Annotated in this window: 21 protein-coding genes, 2 tRNA genes and 1 rRNA gene; 21 read left to right on the top strand and 3 right to left on the bottom strand. The window is 45.8% G+C overall.

Going from position 1 to position 17,771, the window contains the following annotated elements; all coding sequences use genetic code 11:
• Position 1: 1 nt before the first annotated feature.
• The 10 genes from rrf to BP97_RS37085 all read left to right on the top strand — a co-directional run bounded on the left by rrf (position 2) and on the right by BP97_RS37085 (position 7,257).
• Positions 2-118: ribosomal RNA gene (rrf, locus tag BP97_RS0121345) — 5S ribosomal RNA — on the top strand.
• Between the two features lie 330 nt (positions 119-448).
• The gene (gene guaB, locus BP97_RS0121350) at positions 449-1,906 is read left to right on the top strand and encodes an IMP dehydrogenase (RefSeq protein WP_028550924.1); all 1,458 of its coding nucleotides are present in this window, start codon (positions 449-451) and stop codon (positions 1,904-1,906) included.
• Positions 1,907-2,011: 105 nt separating this feature from the next.
• Entirely contained in the window at positions 2,012-3,310 is a 1,299-nt protein-coding gene (locus BP97_RS0121355; protein WP_028550925.1) for a D-alanyl-D-alanine carboxypeptidase family protein, read from the top strand.
• 117 nt (positions 3,311-3,427) lie between these two features.
• Positions 3,428-4,309 (top strand): pyridoxal 5'-phosphate synthase lyase subunit PdxS, encoded by an 882-nt coding sequence (gene pdxS, locus BP97_RS0121360; protein WP_028550926.1) that lies wholly within the window; start codon positions 3,428-3,430, stop codon positions 4,307-4,309.
• A gap of 25 nt (positions 4,310-4,334) precedes the next feature.
• Positions 4,335-4,907 carry a pyridoxal 5'-phosphate synthase glutaminase subunit PdxT gene (pdxT, locus tag BP97_RS0121365; protein ID WP_028550927.1) on the top strand — a complete coding sequence of 191 codons (573 nt, stop codon included), beginning with the start codon at positions 4,335-4,337 and terminating at the stop codon, positions 4,905-4,907.
• Between the two features lie 11 nt (positions 4,908-4,918).
• Positions 4,919-6,205, top strand: coding sequence for a serine--tRNA ligase (serS, locus tag BP97_RS0121370; RefSeq protein WP_028550928.1), 1,287 nt, complete (start codon positions 4,919-4,921; stop codon positions 6,203-6,205).
• Positions 6,206-6,252: 47 nt separating this feature from the next.
• Positions 6,253-6,342, top strand: a tRNA-Ser gene (locus BP97_RS0121375).
• A gap of 188 nt (positions 6,343-6,530) precedes the next feature.
• Positions 6,531-6,875 carry a hypothetical protein gene (locus tag BP97_RS0121380; RefSeq protein WP_028550929.1) on the top strand — a complete coding sequence of 115 codons (345 nt, stop codon included), beginning with the start codon at positions 6,531-6,533 and terminating at the stop codon, positions 6,873-6,875.
• A gap of 23 nt (positions 6,876-6,898) precedes the next feature.
• The gene (locus tag BP97_RS0121385) at positions 6,899-7,087 is read left to right on the top strand and encodes a hypothetical protein (protein WP_028550930.1); all 189 of its coding nucleotides are present in this window, start codon (positions 6,899-6,901) and stop codon (positions 7,085-7,087) included.
• A 26-nt stretch (positions 7,088-7,113) separates the two neighbouring features.
• Positions 7,114-7,257 carry a small acid-soluble spore protein P gene (locus BP97_RS37085; protein ID WP_036746319.1) on the top strand — a complete coding sequence of 48 codons (144 nt, stop codon included), beginning with the start codon at positions 7,114-7,116 and terminating at the stop codon, positions 7,255-7,257.
• A gap of 68 nt (positions 7,258-7,325) precedes the next feature.
• Here BP97_RS37085 and BP97_RS0121395 read toward each other — a convergent pair whose 3' ends face one another.
• The gene (locus tag BP97_RS0121395; protein ID WP_036746322.1) at positions 7,326-7,511 is read right to left on the bottom strand and encodes a hypothetical protein; all 186 of its coding nucleotides are present in this window, start codon (positions 7,509-7,511) and stop codon (positions 7,326-7,328) included.
• A 183-nt stretch (positions 7,512-7,694) separates the two neighbouring features.
• On the opposite strand from BP97_RS0121395, the gene map reads away from it, so the two are divergent.
• The 7 genes from map to BP97_RS37095 all read left to right on the top strand — a co-directional run bounded on the left by map (position 7,695) and on the right by BP97_RS37095 (position 12,216).
• Positions 7,695-8,441 (top strand): type I methionyl aminopeptidase, encoded by a 747-nt coding sequence (map, locus tag BP97_RS0121400; protein WP_028550932.1) that lies wholly within the window; start codon positions 7,695-7,697, stop codon positions 8,439-8,441.
• 84 nt (positions 8,442-8,525) lie between these two features.
• Positions 8,526-8,602: transfer RNA gene (locus BP97_RS0121405), tRNA-Arg, on the top strand.
• 165 nt (positions 8,603-8,767) lie between these two features.
• Positions 8,768-9,127: a DUF3862 domain-containing protein gene (locus BP97_RS39045; protein ID WP_231506359.1), complete on the top strand. Its 360-nt coding sequence runs from the start codon at positions 8,768-8,770 to the stop codon at positions 9,125-9,127.
• Between the two features lie 304 nt (positions 9,128-9,431).
• On the top strand, positions 9,432-9,935 hold the full coding sequence (locus BP97_RS37090; RefSeq protein WP_231506360.1) for an RNA polymerase sigma factor: 504 nt from the start codon (positions 9,432-9,434) through the stop codon (positions 9,933-9,935).
• Positions 9,932-10,459: an anti-sigma factor family protein gene (locus BP97_RS0121420; RefSeq protein WP_028550935.1), complete on the top strand. Its 528-nt coding sequence runs from the start codon at positions 9,932-9,934 to the stop codon at positions 10,457-10,459. Before BP97_RS37090 ends, BP97_RS0121420 begins: the two co-directional genes overlap by 4 nt.
• Entirely contained in the window at positions 10,459-11,550 is a 1,092-nt protein-coding gene (locus tag BP97_RS0121425) for a hypothetical protein (protein ID WP_036746324.1), read from the top strand. The genes BP97_RS0121420 and BP97_RS0121425 overlap by 1 nt, the downstream gene beginning before the upstream one ends.
• Positions 11,551-11,553: 3 nt before the next feature.
• Positions 11,554-12,216 carry a LiaF transmembrane domain-containing protein gene (locus BP97_RS37095; protein ID WP_051620854.1) on the top strand — a complete coding sequence of 221 codons (663 nt, stop codon included), beginning with the start codon at positions 11,554-11,556 and terminating at the stop codon, positions 12,214-12,216.
• Positions 12,217-12,359: 143 nt separating this feature from the next.
• On the opposite strand, the gene tadA is transcribed toward BP97_RS37095, so the two are convergent.
• Together tadA and BP97_RS0121440 are read right to left on the bottom strand one after the other, a co-directional pair.
• A complete protein-coding gene (gene tadA / locus BP97_RS0121435) occupies positions 12,360-12,818 on the bottom strand; it encodes a tRNA adenosine(34) deaminase TadA (RefSeq protein ID WP_028550937.1) in 459 nt (152 codons plus the stop codon).
• Between the two features lie 215 nt (positions 12,819-13,033).
• Complete coding sequence (locus tag BP97_RS0121440) at positions 13,034-13,471, bottom strand: thiol-disulfide oxidoreductase DCC family protein (protein ID WP_231506361.1); 438 nt, start codon at positions 13,469-13,471, stop codon at positions 13,034-13,036.
• A 244-nt stretch (positions 13,472-13,715) separates the two neighbouring features.
• Between BP97_RS0121440 and ychF the strand changes: the two genes are divergently transcribed.
• From ychF to spoIIR, 4 genes are all read left to right on the top strand, one after another.
• A complete protein-coding gene (gene ychF / locus BP97_RS0121445; RefSeq protein WP_028550939.1) occupies positions 13,716-14,816 on the top strand; it encodes a redox-regulated ATPase YchF in 1,101 nt (366 codons plus the stop codon).
• 40 nt (positions 14,817-14,856) lie between these two features.
• Positions 14,857-15,930, top strand: a complete 1,074-nt coding sequence (gene prfA, locus BP97_RS0121450) for a peptide chain release factor 1 (RefSeq protein ID WP_028550940.1) — start codon at positions 14,857-14,859, stop codon at positions 15,928-15,930.
• Positions 15,931-15,934: 4 nt separating this feature from the next.
• The gene (gene prmC / locus BP97_RS0121455) at positions 15,935-16,846 is read left to right on the top strand and encodes a peptide chain release factor N(5)-glutamine methyltransferase (protein WP_028550941.1); all 912 of its coding nucleotides are present in this window, start codon (positions 15,935-15,937) and stop codon (positions 16,844-16,846) included.
• 77 nt (positions 16,847-16,923) lie between these two features.
• The gene (spoIIR, locus tag BP97_RS0121460) at positions 16,924-17,727 is read left to right on the top strand and encodes a stage II sporulation protein R (protein ID WP_028550942.1); all 804 of its coding nucleotides are present in this window, start codon (positions 16,924-16,926) and stop codon (positions 17,725-17,727) included.
• Positions 17,728-17,771: the final 44 nt, after the last annotated feature.

Genomic DNA, 17,771 nt, shown 5'->3' on the forward strand with positions numbered 1-17,771 from the left:
GTTTGGTGATGATGGCGGAAGGGAACCACGCGTACCCATACCGAACACGAACGTTAAGCCTTCCAGCGTCGATGGTACTTGGACCGCAGGGTCCTGGGAGAGTAGAACGTCGCCAAGCAACTGATGAGTCTTCTCGGAACAAATCCGAGAAGACTTTTTTGTTTTGTAAATGATCGAGCTTGCTTTTTGGTGTATGTGGGTAAAGGATAAAGTGTTTTTCATGAAAGAAAACAAGTTATTTGATTAGTAAATATATTCATAATTTTCTTTACACTTTGGGCATTCTAAAGGGGAAGAAAGGGCATTTAATTCTTGTATTTCCATAGTTTGTACATAATTTCGAAGATACTCTAACGGTTGAGAAGATAAGCTTGACATTAAAAATAGGCTTTTGTTAATATTGCAATAATATCTACGGGCAAGTAAGAATTTGAAGGAGGACTAAGTTGTGTGGGAAACAAAGTTTGCTAAAGAAGGCTTGACGTTTGATGATGTGTTGTTGGTTCCAAGAAAGTCAGAGGTCTTTGGGAAAGAAATCAACATCTCAACGCAGCTTACAGATAAAATCAAGTTGAATATCCCTTTCTTAAGTTCAGCGATGGATACGGTAACGGAAGCAGCATTAGCGATAGCTATCGCACGAGAAGGCGGTATTGGGATTATTCATAAAAACATGTCTATCGCCCAGCAAGCAGAGGAAGTGGATCGTGTTAAGAGATCGGAAAGTGGAGTTATCACGAATCCGTTCTTCCTTACTCCGGAGCATCATGTGTATGATGCCGAAGAGCTAATGGCTAAATATAGAATTTCCGGCGTGCCGGTGTGTGATGAGAATAAAAAGCTGGTCGGTATTTTGACGAATCGTGATTTGCGTTTTGTTCATGATTACTCAATTAAGATTAAAGAGGTCATGACTCGCGAGAATTTGGTAACCGCTCCTGTAGGCACTACGCTGGCTGAGGCAGAAGTTATTTTGCAGCAGCACAAGATCGAGAAGCTGCCGTTGGTCGATGAGCATAACACCTTGAAGGGCCTTATTACGATCAAAGATATCGAAAAGGCTATACAGTTCCCTAACTCAGCTAAAGATGCTCAGGGACGCCTTCTAGTAGGTGCTGCGGTAGGTGTATCTAAGGACGTAATGGAGCGTACAGCGGCATTAGTAGAAGCTGGAGCAGACATGCTTGTTGTAGACTCGGCTCATGGTCACCATATCAACATTTTAAACACCGTTAAGATGATTCGCACCCAATACCCTGACCTCCCAATCTGCGCAGGTAATGTGGCTACTGGAGACGCTACAAGAGACCTTATCCAAGCCGGCGCTTCGATGGTTAAAGTAGGGATCGGTCCTGGTTCCATCTGTACTACACGGGTTATTGCAGGTATCGGGGTACCTCAAATCACAGCTATTTATGACTGCGCTTCGGTAGCAAGAGAATATAACGTGCCTGTCATCGCTGATGGAGGAATTAAGTACTCAGGCGATGTTACCAAAGCGATTGCAGCAGGTGCGAGTGCTGTTATGATCGGAAGCTTGTTTGCAGGTACGGACGAGAGCCCAGGTGAATCTGAAATTTACCAAGGCAGAAAGTTTAAAGTGTACCGTGGTATGGGTTCGCTTGGAGCTATGAAAGAAGGCAGTAAAGACCGTTACTTCCAAGAGAACGAGAGCAAACTTGTTCCTGAAGGTATTGAAGGTAGAATTGCTTACAAAGGTCCTTTGGCCGATACGGTGTATCAACTAATCGGCGGTTTGCGTTCTGGTATGGGCTACTGCGGAGCACACAATATTCCGGAGCTTATCAATGATACTTCGTTCATTCGTATTACCGGAGCTGGCTTACGTGAAAGTCATCCGCATGATGTACAAATCACAAAAGAAGCGCCTAACTATTCGTTATAATGTTTAACCATATTTTGGAGACAAGGGCTCAGGTCTTTGTCTTCTTTTTTTTGGTTACGTTGGTATGCTACAATAAAGGCACAAAATGAATGGGAGAGTGAAGAAGTGAACAGGTTTTGGAAATGGGGAAAGCTACTACTAGCTGCTTCGATCGTAGCACAAATTGCAATATCCCCACTAGTTGCTAATACAGCCCAAGCAGCGGAGGCAGAAGCCCCGAATTTAGGTTTAAGTTCGAAATCGGCGATATTGATGGAGGCTTCAACGGGACAAGTCCTGTACGCTCAAAATGAGAATACTCCTATGCCACCAGCCAGTATGGCCAAAATGATGACTGAATACTTAGTTCTTGATAGCATTGCCAACAAAAAGATAGATTGGACCGATACGCTTACTATCAGCGACTACTCTGCTTTTTTATCGAATAACAAAGCATTATCCGGTATTCCTAAAGCAGCGGGAGATCAATATAGCGTTCAAGATTTGTTTAATGCAGTAACGATTTATTCAGATAACGGAGCTGCAGTCGCCTTAGCGGAGAAGATCGCAGGTTCCGAAGAAAAGTTTGCACAACTGATGAATGAAACAGGAGCTAAGCTAGGCCTGTCCAAGGATGCTTATTTTATCAATACTTCGGGCTTGGACCGAGTGGATTTGGGTAAGTACGCACCGGCTTCATTACCGGGTGAAACGATCTTTACTGCCAAGGATGCTGCACTAATCGCTTATCATTTAGTTAAAGATTATCCGGATATTTTGAAGTTCTCTAGCATTGTCTCCAAGAAATTCAGAACAACAGATACCAATCCTATGATTAACTATAACTGGATGCTTGAAGGAAACAAGGATAATGTAAACTTCAAAAAGTATGTTTATCAGGGCTTGGATGGACTCAAGACGGGGCATACAGACCAAGCTGGTTACTGTTTTACTGGAACGGCTATCCGTAACGATACGAGACTTATCTCCGTTGTCATGAATTCGAGCAGCAGGGACAACAGCTTTTTTGATACTAAAAAGTTGCTAGATTATGGTTATACGAATTTCGAAAAGAAAGAAATCGTTAAGGCAGGCAGCCCAGTAGAGTCATTGGCAACTGTGCCTATTAAGAAAGGTACGAATACAGAAGTACCGGTTGTTACTGGTGAAGGTTTATCGCTGTTGGTTAAGAAAGGTACTCCGGATACTGCTTTTGCAAAAACAGCGGAAGGCAAGACGGATCTTATAGCTCCTATTACAAAGGGGCAAGAAATTGGTACGATGACGGTTACTTTTGAAAATAAGCCGTATACTATAAAATTAGTGGCAGCTAATGATGAGGAAAAAGGTGGCTGGTTCCGCTTATTTTTCCGGGCAATCAAAAACTTCTTTGTTGATATGATTAGCGGCGCTAAGAAGGCGTAAAATCCGGGTTTACGGGTTGTATAATTAAGGTTGTTCATGTAAAATAATTGCTTAGTTAGTTTGTCGCATTTTGCGTATCGTGAATTGATTATATGGGTTTTTAGGAGGAGTCGGGAAATGGAAACTGGTACATCACGAGTTAAAAAGGGCATGGCAGAAATGCAAAAAGGTGGCGTCATTATGGACGTCATGAATGCAGAGCAAGCAAGAATCGCTGAGGCTTCAGGAGCTTCCGCTGTTATGGCATTGGAGCGTGTACCTTCAGATATTCGTGCAGCAGGCGGCGTAGCCCGGATGGCTGACCCAACCGTTATGGAAGAGGTTATGAAGGCCGTATCGATTCCTGTTATGGCAAAGGCGCGTATCGGACATTTTGTCGAAGCGAAAATTTTGGAGTCCATGGGTGTGGACTATATCGATGAGAGTGAAGTACTTACTCCTGCCGATGAAGTATTCCATATTAATAAAAGAGACTTCACAGTTCCGTTTGTTTGTGGAGCAAGAGATCTTGGAGAAGCACTGCGCAGAATCGGCGAAGGCGCGTCTATGATTCGTACTAAAGGTGAACCAGGAACGGGTAACATCGTTGAAGCGGTTCGTCATATGCGCATGATGGTAGGGCAAATTAAAAAGGTACAAGCTATGGCCAAAGACGAGCTGATGGCTGAAGCTAAAAACCTGGGCGCTCCATACGAGCTGCTGTTGCAAGTCCACGAGACAGGCAAATTGCCGGTTGTTAACTTTGCTGCAGGTGGCGTAGCGACTCCAGCAGATGCTGCTCTTATGATGCATTTGGGTTCTGATGGCGTATTCGTGGGTTCCGGTATTTTCAAATCGGACAGCCCAGAAAAGTTCGCTAAAGCTATTGTGGAGGCGACAACGCACTACACGGATTATGCCTTGATCGCTCAAATATCCAAAAACTTAGGAACACCAATGAAAGGTATCGAAATTTCTAAGCTGGATGCTACTCAACGCATGCAAGAGCGCGGCTGGTAATTGTTCGATAAAGGATGGATTAGCCATGAAAATAGGAGTATTGGCACTCCAAGGAGCAGTAGCCGAGCATATTAGGCTGATCGAGAAGGCTGGCGCTGAAGGCGTCATCGTCAAAAAAACGGAGCAGTTAAGCGAAATCGATGGGATTATTATCCCTGGCGGGGAAAGTACGACCATTGGTAAGCTAATGCGTACCTATAACTTTATAGAAGCACTGCAGTCATTCTCTAAGCAAGGAAAGCCGATATTCGGCACCTGCGCGGGACTTATTGTGATCGCCAAGGAAATTGCCGGTCAGCCAGAAGCACATCTTGGATTAATGGATATCAAGGTAGCCCGCAATGCATTCGGTCGGCAGCGGGAGAGCTTTGAGACGGATTTGGCCGTAAAAGGAGTCGCTGACGATGTCCGTGCGGTATTTATCCGTGCTCCGTTAATTGAGAGTGTAGGCGAAGGCGTCGACATATTGTCGACGTATCGGGACCAAATTGTTGCGGCACGCCAGGGACATTTGCTAGCAGCCTCGTTCCATCCGGAATTAACCGATGATGAACGGATGCACGCATATTTTCTAGACATGGTACGTGAAGCGAGGTAGGAGGGGTCACCTTGTTAGATGTAAAATTAATGCGTAATGATTTGCAGCGCGTAGAGCAGGCGATGAACAATCGCGGCAAAACGCTTGAAGATATTAGCCGGTTTACAAGCTTGGACACCAAGCGTAGAGAGCTACTGCAAGAAGTCGAGCAGTTAAAAAATAGACGTAATGTTGTATCGCAAGAAGTAGCCGCTTTGAAAAAGGCTAAGCAGGATGCCGATGCTCTAATTGAAGAAATGAAGGGTGTAAATGACCGAATCAAAGTACTTGATGATGAAATCAGAGTACTTGAAGCGGATCTGAATGGCATTGTTATGTCAATTCCAAACATCCCTAATGACAGTGTGCCTGTAGGTAGATCCGAGGATGACAATGTTGAGATTCGCCGCATAGGTGAACCAGCTGTATTTTCGTTTGAGCCAAAGGCACATTGGGAGTTGGGTCAAGATCTTGGAATTCTTGATTTTGAAGCTGCGGCCAAAGTGACAGGTTCCCGTTTTGTGTTCTATAAAGGACTTGGGGCACGCCTTGAGCGCGCATTGCTTAATTTCATGATGGATCTTCACAGTGACAAGCACGGGTATGAGGAAATGATTCCTCCTCAGATTGTTAATCGTGACAGCCTAACAGGAACGGGGCAGCTTCCTAAGTTTGAGGAAGATGTGTTCAAACTGTCGGGAGAAGGCATCGATTACTTCTTGATCCCTACGGCTGAAGTTCCTGTAACGAACTACTATCGTGACGATATATTGACGGTAGAGGATTTACCGAAATATTTCTCCGCATTCAGCGCTTGCTTCCGTTCTGAGGCCGGTTCGGCAGGGAGAGATACCCGCGGCTTAATTCGCCAGCATCAGTTTAACAAAATCGAGCTTGTGAAGCTTACAACACCAGAAAGCTCTTATGATGAGCTGGAGAAGTTGACTGCCGATGCGGAAAAAGTACTACAGCTGTTAAAGCTGCCTTATCGTGTTCTGGCTTTATGTACAGGTGATTTGGGCTTTTCATCGGCGAAGACGTACGACTTGGAAGTGTGGCTGCCTAACAGCAACACCTACCGGGAAATTTCGTCTTGCAGTAACTTCGAGGATTTCCAAGCACGTCGTGCAAATATCCGCTTCCGCCGCGATGCAAAGGCTAAGCCGGAGTTTGTTCATACGTTGAATGGTTCCGGTCTAGCACTCGGACGTACGGTTGCCGCGATTCTGGAAAATTATCAGCAGGAAGACGGTAGTATTGTTATTCCTGAGGTACTACGCCCGTATATGAACAACTTAACTAAGATCTCTAAAAAATAGAACTTGATAAACAAGAGTCAAATGTGATACAATCCATTTTGTCACCCGGAGAGGTGGTCGAGTGGTTTAAGGCAGCGGTCTTGAAAACCGCCGAGGTCGTGAGGTCTCCGTGGGTTCGAATCCCACCCTCTCCGCCATTTAAACAAAATGGCATTACATATAAATATTAAGCTGTATCATCCATATAGAGGATGATGCAGCTTTTTTGCTTTTTCGGAGGATCCGAGGAACCGATCTGAAGGCCAAATTCCTTATTTTACTTTACCCTAGGCGAATAAAGAGGATTTAGGAATCGCACCTTAAAGAGTGTGGAGGTGTTGAAAAGATGGCGAAGACAGATACATTGACAATCGATCAACAAGAGCTGGCTGCTGCCTGGTCCAGAACATTGCCGACATTATTAAATGCATCCGACCGGGCGGAAGTACTGGCTGATGAGGCGGAATCTAATGTCCTACGCGTGCATATTGCCACTGCTGGGCATTCCGACTACAGTTTTGACTTTAAGTGTACGTATGTAGATTCCAGGGAAATAAAAGTGGAGCTCGTAGATGTAGAGTGTGAGGGTCGCAATGTGGATGAGCGTACAACAATCATTCAAACTTTAGTGGATGATTATGTCCGGCACATTCATGAATGCGCGCAACAGCTGCACGTGGTGACTAAATAGTCTGATTGCCGGAGGGATAAGCTGTGACTAAAAATAAGAGCAATGTAGATAAGAATCTGCAAAATGTCGTCAAGGATCTTGAGCATACCTCTGTAAATAGTCATCATGCTCAGCAAATTCAACAGCAAACGAATGATCGGCGGCATCAAGATGCGCTAAATCATGACGAGCCTACTCAAACTCAAACGGCGAGCTTATCGGATAAAGATTAAATTTTAAATATAGGAGGGCCTACCAAATGCCTAAGGATATTCCTCAACCTGTGAATCCCCCAAGTGGACAAAAAAACCGTGAAAAGGATACTCAGCCTACCGAGCCTTTATCCGGTTCTAAGAAGGTTAAGCAAGCCAATCATTCAAGACATAACAATGGTGAAGGTTAATCCAAGCCCAACGGTGTAGAAATAACGACAGTTCCTCTCCTCAGTAGGAAGGAATTGTCGTTTTTATATTACGCATTTTTGGCAGATAGGTATTGGAAACATTCGACTAACATCATTTGTGCAATTTCTTCGTTGTCAGCGTAGCCATATATTGTGCTTCCTGCCGCTAGTTCTTCACAAACATCATCAAGAAAAGAACAAATAGTAATCGTTAGTTCATCATAAACAATGTAGAATCGATTGTCCTGCAGCACGCTGTCCAACACCTCGCTCTTAGATTGCAATTATTTTACCATGAAGAATAATAAAAGAGAATGCATTTTATCACTTACAAAGATACAGATTACTGTTTGGAAATTAAAGGTTGAGCGAATGCAGAGGTCCTTTTTCCACCCTTACTACGTATTATGGTAAAAAAGAATGCTGAGGCGAAAAAGATGATCATTTTAAAAACACCTCAACAAATTGCAAAAATCCGCAAAGCAGGGCAAGTGTTAGCCAAGTGTCATCAGGAAATTGCTAAATTAATCCGTCCCGGAGTTACTACGGCATATATTAATGATTTTGTTGAACGATTTTTGAACGAAAATGGGGCTAAGCAAGTCACGAAAGGATATCAAGGGTTTCCTTTTGCAACCTGTGCTTCTGTTAATGATGTAATCGCACACGGATTTCCGGATGACAGACCACTACAAAGCGGCGACATCCTCAAAATGGACATTGTTTGCAGTTATGATGGTTGGATGGCCGACTCCTGCCGCACCTACCCTGTAGGAACGATTTCTCCCAATGCTGAGCGACTGATTAACGTAACAAGAGAATGTCTCGACCTTGCTATTATAAAGGCTGTAGCAGGCAATACGATCGGCGATATGATGCATGTCGTTCAGAAGCATGCGGAAGGAGCAGGATTTTCAGTTGTTCGCGATTTGCTGGGACACGGTATTGGACAGTCGCTTCATGAGAAGCCTTCCTTTCAGCATATTGGGCAACCGGGAAAAGGCTATAAGTTGAAGGAGGGCATGGTCATTACGGTTGAACCAATGCTTAATGTGGGTGGATATGAAATGTATATAGATTCCGACGGATGGACGGCCCGCACGTGGGATGGCTCTTTGTCCGCACAGTTTGAGCATACAATAGCTATTACTAAGGATGGACCATATGTATTGACTCAGCTGTGATGTTGAATATTGATAATGATTTAAGTAGCAGCAGTCTGAGGACTTTTGCTTAGCCGCCATTTGTGATAAACTACTAGGTAGCGCGCGCCCGTAGCTCAGCAGGATAGAGCGACAGTTTCCTAAACTGCAGGTCGTACGTTCGAATCGTATCGGGCGCGCCATTTATATTTGTTACTAACGAACCTCCTATGCTGTAGGAGTTTTTTTGTTTACCAATGGATTTGTAATAAGCGGAGACTACGCCCCAAAAGTGTGATCTTAGTACCTGTTTTTATAAAAGGATACAATGTACAATAAAGGCATATTATGGAATTAAAGGAGTAGAGATGAACTTAAAATGGATTGCAATGACGCTTGCTGTAGCTTTAAGTTTAGTTGGGTGTGGAGGAGAGTCAGCTAAACAGACGTCCGGGCAAACGAATAAAACCGAAGCTTCAGAGAAACAGGAAGGCAACTCCCTTATAACGAAAGCCAAATTCGAAAAGATAGAAAACGGAATGAGTTATGAAGAAGTGGTCAAGATTATCGGAGGATCAGGTGAATTATTGTCGGAGATCGGCAAAAAGGGCGAAAAAACTCACACTACGGTTTACGTATACAAGGGTGAAGGAACGGTTGGAGCTAATGCCACCCTCACATTTCAAGACGGGAAACTGATGGCGAAGGCACAAGCCGGATTAAAGTAGCAAGAGTTCTATGTAGGACTATCGGAGAAAGACGGAAGCACGTAGGATATTCTTTCCTGCGGCACCCGTCTTTTTTTGTTCATTTTACATAGATACTCGCCTGAGTGCTCTTCCCAAACATAGGATGAGGGAATTGATTGAAAGCGGCTCTTTTTTTGCTGTTGTACAATAAGGGGAGTTCTAGAAAAAAATAATCGATCATGTGCAGGGGTTTGCTGCTGGGCTATCGTCTATTCTTTCGGAGAGGAGGGGGAGAACCATTTCAGAGGAAACAGAGTGGATCGAGCGCATTGTAGCCGGCGACGTGCAATCATTTCGCTTATTGATGGACAAATATAATACGTATTTATATCAAGTTGCGTTCTCTGTGCTGCATTCGAGTAAAGACGCAGAGGATGTGACGCAGGAAGCACTGTGGAAAATATATGCTTCTCTCCCTACCTACCAGCATCAAGGCTTTAAAACATGGATTACTCGTATAACCGTAAACAAGGCGATAGATTATAAACGTTCGCTCGAACGAAAACGAGAGCAGTTAACCGACGAACCCGAGCAGCTCATTCCGTTGAATCCTGTACATACGGTGGAGGAGGAAGTACTCCATAGACATCGTCAGCAGCGTATTCGAGAATGTCTGGATGACTTGCCTGACAATTACCGGGATGTAGTCGTAGCCTTCTATATTGAGGACAAAAGCTATCAACAAATTGCATCGGAGCAGGGAGTTACTCTGAAAACAGTGGAATCGAAGCTGTATCGAGCCAAGCAGTGGATTCGCAAGCATTGGAAGGAGGAAGAGTGGGGATGAAGCATTACACGGTAGAAGAATGGTCCAGGTATGCTAGACAGGAACTAACTGCCGAGGAGCAGCATGAGTACGAAATACATCTCAGTTCATGTAATGAATGTCTTGAAAACTATATGCAAGGATTGGAACTCACGGCGGATACCTTCCCTAGGCTTGCAGAGGCAGCAGAGACGGCTATTGTTGAGTCGGTTATGAAGCGAATAGAGTCTGAGTCCACACTATCAGTGCAGGTCGTAGAGGCTACTTCTGAGCCTATTCAGCAGTATCAAGATCGAAAAGCCTCATCGTTCCTGCGGCATCCCGCGTTCCATTATGCAGTAGCTGCTGTCATCACACTATTGCTGATGGGAACGAGCACCTTCCAGTCGATGATGGATCGGATAGGTTCTGCGGAGACGAACATTGAGGCAGGGCCATGGGTACAGGAGGAAAACCGCTCATCCGTTTCCCAAAAAATCATGGAAAAAACGATTGTAATGTTGGACTCGATTCAGCCCAAACACGAAAGAGGGGGAACACGATAATGAAACCTAAAAGTCCGATGGCAGCGCTGCTGCTATCCTTTATCCCCGGAATGGGACACTTATATTTGAACCGTTTGGTAAGGGCGGTTATTTACGGCATTGGGTTTTTCGGACCGGTTTCGTTGATGTTCTTGCTGGTTCTGACAGGGAAATACCGGCACAACGGCGATTTTCTCGTCATTCTGATGGTCGTTGCCCTATTTTTCGGGGTGATCAACATGATTGACATGGTCATAGCTATCGCGCGGGGCCGTGTGCCAACCTTGGCTGTCTCTCCTAGCTACACAGAGGATGGAATGATGCTGGTCCAGCCAAACCAGGGGAATGACCGGTTTCTTACGATTATCCTGTCATTTATTCCAGGGCTAGGGCATTTCCAGCTTGGCTTGATGCAGAGAGGATTAGCCTTTCTAATCGCTTTCTTCGGAACATTGGCGATGGTCATTTTCGTAGCTGTGCTGACCCATAGGGATGGGTTTCTAGCCTTTCTCTGCATACTGCCTATCATCTGGCTTTACTCTATGTTCGACTGCGTACAGCAGCTGAATAGGAAGCAGCGAGGAGAAGAGCTTGTCGATCAGACGTTCTTCGAGGATTTCCAGGAAAGTCGTGAGGACGGCAGAAAAAGTAAAATGATCGCTACTTTCCTGTCTATCGTACCTGGAGCGGGACATATGTATCTCGGTTTACAAAAAAGAGGGCTTCAGCTGATGGCCGCCTTCCTGCTGCTCATCTACATTATGGATGTGCTTCGTCTATCGATTTTCCTATTTTTGATTCCCATTCTATGGTTTTACAGCTTCTTTGACGCTCTGCAGCAAATTTCAAAGCAAGGGCGAGAGGAGCTCAAGGATCTACCTTTTGTCGATTGGTTGATTAACCATCAAAAATGGGTCGGTATCGGACTGCTCGCCTTAGGTGTGTATTACTTGGCTGATGAGGTAGTCTTAAGCGCATTGGATCGGATGTTTCCTAAAGAACGGATTTCCATGCTGTTCCATCAATACTTTCAAACCTTTGTTGTATCCGTAATCTTGATCGGCGGCGGTCTACGACTGCTGGTCGGAAGCAAAAATCGAAAGGACGGATAGCCTATGAAAAAATGGCGGGTAGGCACATTGTCGATGGGGTTAACCTTAATTTTGTTAGGTGTCATCCTGTTTATGTCTCAGTGGCAAGGCATCCAGGCGTTCGATGCGTTCATCGCTTGGTGGCCGATCATCTTCGTATTACTGGGACTCGAAATTATCATATATTTATTGTTCTCCCGAAAAGAAAACAGCATCCTCCAATATGATTTTATGAGCCTGTTTTTCGTCGGAGTGATTTGCATAGGGTGCTTAGGCTTTGCTTTACTGACGTCAGTTGGCATAATGGGCGAGGTTCGCTCTATGATGGGGGCGACGGAGGAAACTCGCGATTTACCTACCGTGAAGGAAGCATTGGGCGATGGTGTGAAAAAAATCGTCGTACAGTCCGCAGACCAAAATGTAAAAATAGATAAGTCGGCGGATCGATCCGTCCAGATATTCGGTACTTTCCGTGAAAGGATTAAAGGGGGAGGGCAATCCCGCCCGTTGGACAAGGACCAGATTATATCGGTACATACGGCTGGAGATATCATGTATGTGCAGATCAAACGACTTCCGTCCGAACAAGGGATCCAATCCTATTATCCTTGGATGACGGTAACCGTAGTGCTGCCGCAGGATGTGCAGGTTGAGCTCAGAGGTTCTGACAATCGAATCATATCGTAATGAAAAAAGCAGGAGCCGGGATAAACCGAGCCTCCTGCTTTTCTTACATAGGAAATGTTAATTTCGCTAAAGGATTAACGAAAGGAATTTCATATTGCCGATAAAAACCTCCGCCTACGAAAGTACGTCAATAGACGATTTTCTCAAGCTTTTCCTCTCAGCCTGCGAAAAAATTGGGTAAGCATACTGCTGCATTCTTCTTGTAGAACGCCGGAAATGACATCCACACGATGATTAAAGCGCTCCTCCTGCAGCAGGTTCATTAGGGTACCGGCGCAGCCTGCTTTGGGGTCGGTTGTTCCGTAAATGACTTGTGGGATTCTGGACTGAACGATGGCGCCGGCACACATGGGACAAGGCTCCAGTGTCACGTACAATCTGCAATCGAGCAATCGCCAAGCCCCTAAATGTTCGCTGGCTTGTTTAATTGCAATAAGCTCCGCATGAGCCAACGGGTCTCGTGTGGTCTCGCGAAGATTGTGGCCGCGTCCAATAATGGTGTCATTCCATACGACAACGGCGCCGATAGGGACTTCTAGCAGTGCCTCGGCTTTGCGAGCTTCTTCCATTGCGGCGTTCATAAAAGGGATATGTTGTTGCACACAGGCACCTCGATTCTAATATTAACTTATTCACATGTGCATGCTGACGAACAAATATTCGATTTGTTAACATGCTGTGGATAACCTTGTGGATAACCCGTTTATTATGCACATTTTATTGTAGGAAATTGGGGATAGTTCCGCAAGTTCCCTCTATTTGTCCAAACGGCTATCCCCAAATGGGGATAAGCGCTAATGAACCTCATTGCTTATTATCATATAAATTTGCGTCTTATTTCGGGTGTTGGAATCATGCAATTGTCCTGTTTCCCGAACAGTTTGTGACGTCGTTTGGCGACCCAACGGTAAATGACATCTCGCCAAGGTGCAGGCACACTGGCAAATACATAGAGCAATGCCCAGCCACGTCCGAGTCGTCTGCATATTTGCAGCACAGCGGCAGAGTGAGTATAAACGATACCTTTATCGATGAGAATGACTGAATCCATGGTTGGATCTTCCCTAATCTCTTGAGGCAATAAGGATTGGGCCGTATCGGATTGCAGTGGGGCAAAGCGGAACACGTCCTTCTTATCTTTACGGATAATAAACTGGACCGAGCCGCTGCAAAAACGGCATTCTCCGTCAAATAGCATAATCGGGTGCTTGAACGTATCGTGCTTTGGGTCAGATACAGGGCAGGGGGCTTTCACTACGATCACCTTTTTTCATGGAGAAGTATACATTCATTATACTGTTATATCTACCGATCGTTAATGCTTTGGTCGAACTAGCGTACAGGTATTTCACTTGGAAGGCTTGTTTTATGCAGTAATGGATAGGCAACCAATGATTTTTGCTGGAAAATGGAGCAGCAAGGTGACAGCAACCCTATTTTTGCGATATAATAACTATTTAGGAATATTGAATAACGATAATTAAGGAGTTGTCCTATACATGGCTTTGAAAGCTGGGATCGTGGGCCTGCCGAACGTTGGCAAATCCACTTTATTTAATGCGATTACGCAAGCGGGCGCTGAGTCGGCAAACTACCCTTTCTGCACGATTGATCCGAACGTAGGTGTAGTAGAGGTTCCCGATGAGCGGCTGGTGAAGTTAACGGAGATGGTCGTTCCTAAAAGTGTCGTTCCGACGGCATTTGAATTTGTAGATATTGCTGGTCTAGTTAAAGGCGCAAGCCGAGGCGAAGGACTGGGCAACAAGTTTCTTGCCCACATCCGCGAAGTGGACGCCATTGTCCACGTAGTTCGCTGTTTTCAAGATGAGAACATTACGCACGTATCCGGTACGGTTAATCCTATCAGCGACATTGAGACGATCAACCTGGAGCTGATCTTGGCTGACGTTGAATCGGTTGAGAAGCGGATTGAACGTTCCCGTAAAAATATGAAGGGCGGCGACAAAAAATACGCTGCTGAGGTTGAATGTCTGGAGCGGGTTAAAGAAGCTTTGTACAACGATAAACCGGCTCGCAGTGTGGATTTGAGCGACGAAGAGAAGCTGTTGATTCGTGATCTTCATTTGCTGACTATGAAGCCAATGCTGTACGCAGCTAATGTGAGCGAAGAGGAAGTAGCGAGTGCAGACGACAATCCTTTCGTACAAAAAGTTCGTGAATTCGCGGCTCTTGAAGGTGCCGAAGTAGTTCCTATCAGCGCGAAGGTGGAATCCGAGATTGCTGAGCTGGAAGGCGAAGACAAGGAAATGTTCCTTGAGGAGCTTGGATTGCAGGAATCCGGCTTAAATCGTTTGATCAAGGCTGCTTATAAGCTGCTTGGATTGTATACGTATTTCACCGCTGGAGTGCAAGAGGTTCGCGCTTGGACGATTCGCAAAGGAATGAAAGCTCCGCAAGCAGCTGGAGTTATTCATACTGATTTCGAACGCGGATTTATTCGCGCAGAGGTTGTTGGCTATGATGAGTTGGTGAATGCCGGATCGATGAACGCGGCTAAGGAAAAAGGACAACTGCGTCTGGAAGGAAAAGAATACGTGGTGCAGGACGGCGATGTTATGCACTTCCGTTTTAACGTCTAAAATAAATACTAACCATTTGTGACATAAGGGGTGAATGATGATGTTAGATAGACTGCAATCACTGGCAGACCGTTATGATAAATTAAGCGAGCTTCTATGTGACCCGGACGTAACAAGCGATACGAAAAAGCTGCGGGAATATTCTAAAGAGCAATCCGATCTTCAGGAATCCTATGAAGCTTACACCGAGTACAAAGGCGTTGTAGAGCAGTATGAGGCTGCACGGGCTATGCAAAACGAGAAGCTGGACGATGAGATGCGTGAGCTCGTTAAGATGGAGCTCGATGAGCTTTCTCAGCGTAAAGAAGAACTGGAGGAGCGCATCAAAATTTTGATGCTTCCAAAGGACCCTAACGACGACAAAAACGTTATCGTCGAGATTCGTGGTGCTGCTGGTGGCGATGAAGCGGCTTTGTTCGCATCTGACTTGTATCGGATGTATTCGAAATACGCAGATACCCAAGGCTGGAAGACGGACATTATGGACGTCAGCATGAACGATCTGGGTGGATTTAAAGAAATCATCTTTATGGTGAACGGCAAGGGAGCGTACAGCAAGCTGAAGTTTGAAAGCGGCGCTCACCGGGTACAACGTATCCCGACGACGGAATCGGGAGGGCGGATTCATACGTCCACTTCCACGGTAGCTGTACTGCCGGAGATGGAAGATATCGATATCGAAATTAATGACAACGATATTCGCGTAGATACATTCTGTTCCAGCGGAGCAGGGGGACAGTCCGTTAATACAACGAAATCGGCGGTTCGGGTAACTCACGTACCGACTGGCATTGTTGCAACATGTCAGGACGGAAAGTCGCAGAACTCGAATAAGGAAAAAGCACTCCAGGTACTTCGTGCCCGGATTTTCGATAAGCTGCAGCAGGAAGAAATGTCCAAGTATGCGGGCGAGCGTAAGAGCAAGGTTGGTACAGGTGACCGAAGCGAACGTATCAGAACCTATAACTTCCCGCAAAGCCGTGTAACCGACCATCGTATCGGTTTAACACTGCATCGTTTGGATGCTGTGTTGAACGGTGATATGGATGAAATCATCTCCACCTTGACGATTGCTGCTCAATCGGACCTTATGGATAAAGGGGAACAAGAGTAAACCAATGACCGTCGAACGGAAGTTGACGATTCGTGAAGCCTATGTTGAGGCTTCTTCTTTTTTACAGGGGCATGATGTGAGCGAAGCCTCCAATTGTGCCGAATTGCTGCTGCAGCATCTGCTCGGTTGGAGCCGCAGTGAAATGCTGCTCCGATGGCATGAAATGTTCCCCGTGGAACTTGAACGGCAGTGGCATGAGCTGCTGGAACGTAAAGCGGCTGGAGAGCCGGTTCAATATATAATGGGGGAACAGGATTTCTATGGGCTTACCTTCAAGGTAACGCCAGCGGTGCTAATACCTCGTCCTGAAACCGAGCTGCTGGTCGAACAGGTTGTTCTGCTGGGTAGCAAGCTATGGCCTGAAAAGGATGCTTCTCCCCTTGTAGCTGATATAGGAGCGGGAAGCGGGGCGATAGCTGTGACCCTTGCCGTGGAGTGTCCACTTTGGCGTCTGATGAGCTCGGACATTTCGCCATCTGCTCTGGAGGTTGCACGTGGCAATGCGGAGCGATTAGGGGTCGGAGAGAGGGTCACCTTCCTAGAGGGTGACCTGCTGGTGCCTTACATCGAGCAGCAACTGCGGGTCGATGCGGTAATATCCAATCCTCCGTATATACCGGAGGAGGGTGAAGCCGGGCTTCAGCCGGAGGTGCGGCTGTATGAGCCAGCATCCGCATTGTATGGCGGACAAGATGGTCTGGTGTTGTATCGCCGTCTCATTGCACAGCTGAGCGAGCTAGTGGCGATGCCTTCCCTTGTCGGGCTCGAGGTTGGAATGGGCCAGGCTGAAGCTGTGTCAGTAATGCTTGCTGAAGCAGCGGAGTGGGAAGAGATACGTATCGTGCCGGATTTGGCGGGAATTGGACGACATGTTATTGCGTGGAAGTCTGGAGTTATGGAGTCTAGCAAAAAATGATAGATTGCTAGGTTTAAAACCTCTCTTATCGGTTCATACTAAAACTATGAAGCGATAACGAGAGGGGAAAACAAGCCATGGTGAAACGGACTTCCCGAGTACGGTATTATTATATAGCTTTTGCACTTATTCTATTAATTTTTTGCTGGGAAGCTCAACGTGAAAATGCAATAGTATTTGCCTCTAAGGTGGAGGCAGCCTCGGCTAGCTCGGAGGGCGTTATCCCTCAAGAGTCGATTCGTCTTCGCATTCTGGCCAATTCGGATTCCCCATCGGATCAATGGGTTAAAAGAGAAGTACGTGATGCTATTGTGGAGCAAATGAGTCGGTGGGTTACTGGACCGCAAACGATTGAGGAGGCAAGGCAAACGGTCCGCAATCATTTGCCGGAGTTGAATGATCTGGTTGGGCACACTTTGCGCAAAAACGGATTTGATTACACCTATCAGGTAGAATTGGGCGTTGTTCCTTTTCCTACGAAAATGTATGGCAGCGAAGTGTACCCTGCCGGAAATTATGAGGCGCTTCGGGTATCCATCGGTGAGGCTGAAGGGCAAAATTGGTGGTGTGTCCTGTTTCCTCCACTTTGCTTCGTTGACTCAGAAGTGATTGCTAAGAAGTCGAACGAGGTACGTGCAGAAGCAGCCCCTGAAACGGAGAAAGCTGCAATAAGCAACGCAAAAGATGGACAAGTGATCAAGGCTAATAAAGATACGAAAGTAACCAAGTCGACAAATGGGTCGGTTCAAGAAGCTAAAGTCGCAGCAGCATCAGAGAATGGGAAGGCAGCGGTAGCCAAGGCCGATGCCCAGCCTGAACAACCTGAAGTTAGGTTCTTTCTGTGGGATTTGATTAAAAAAATAGGATCGATGTTTGCGTAAACCAGTTGTTCAAAAATATCAAGCTTTGCTATGAATAAGAAGCA

The sequence above is a fragment of the Paenibacillus sp. UNC451MF genome, assembly GCF_000686845.1.
Lineage (GTDB): Bacteria > Bacillota > Bacilli > Paenibacillales > NBRC-103111 > Paenibacillus_S.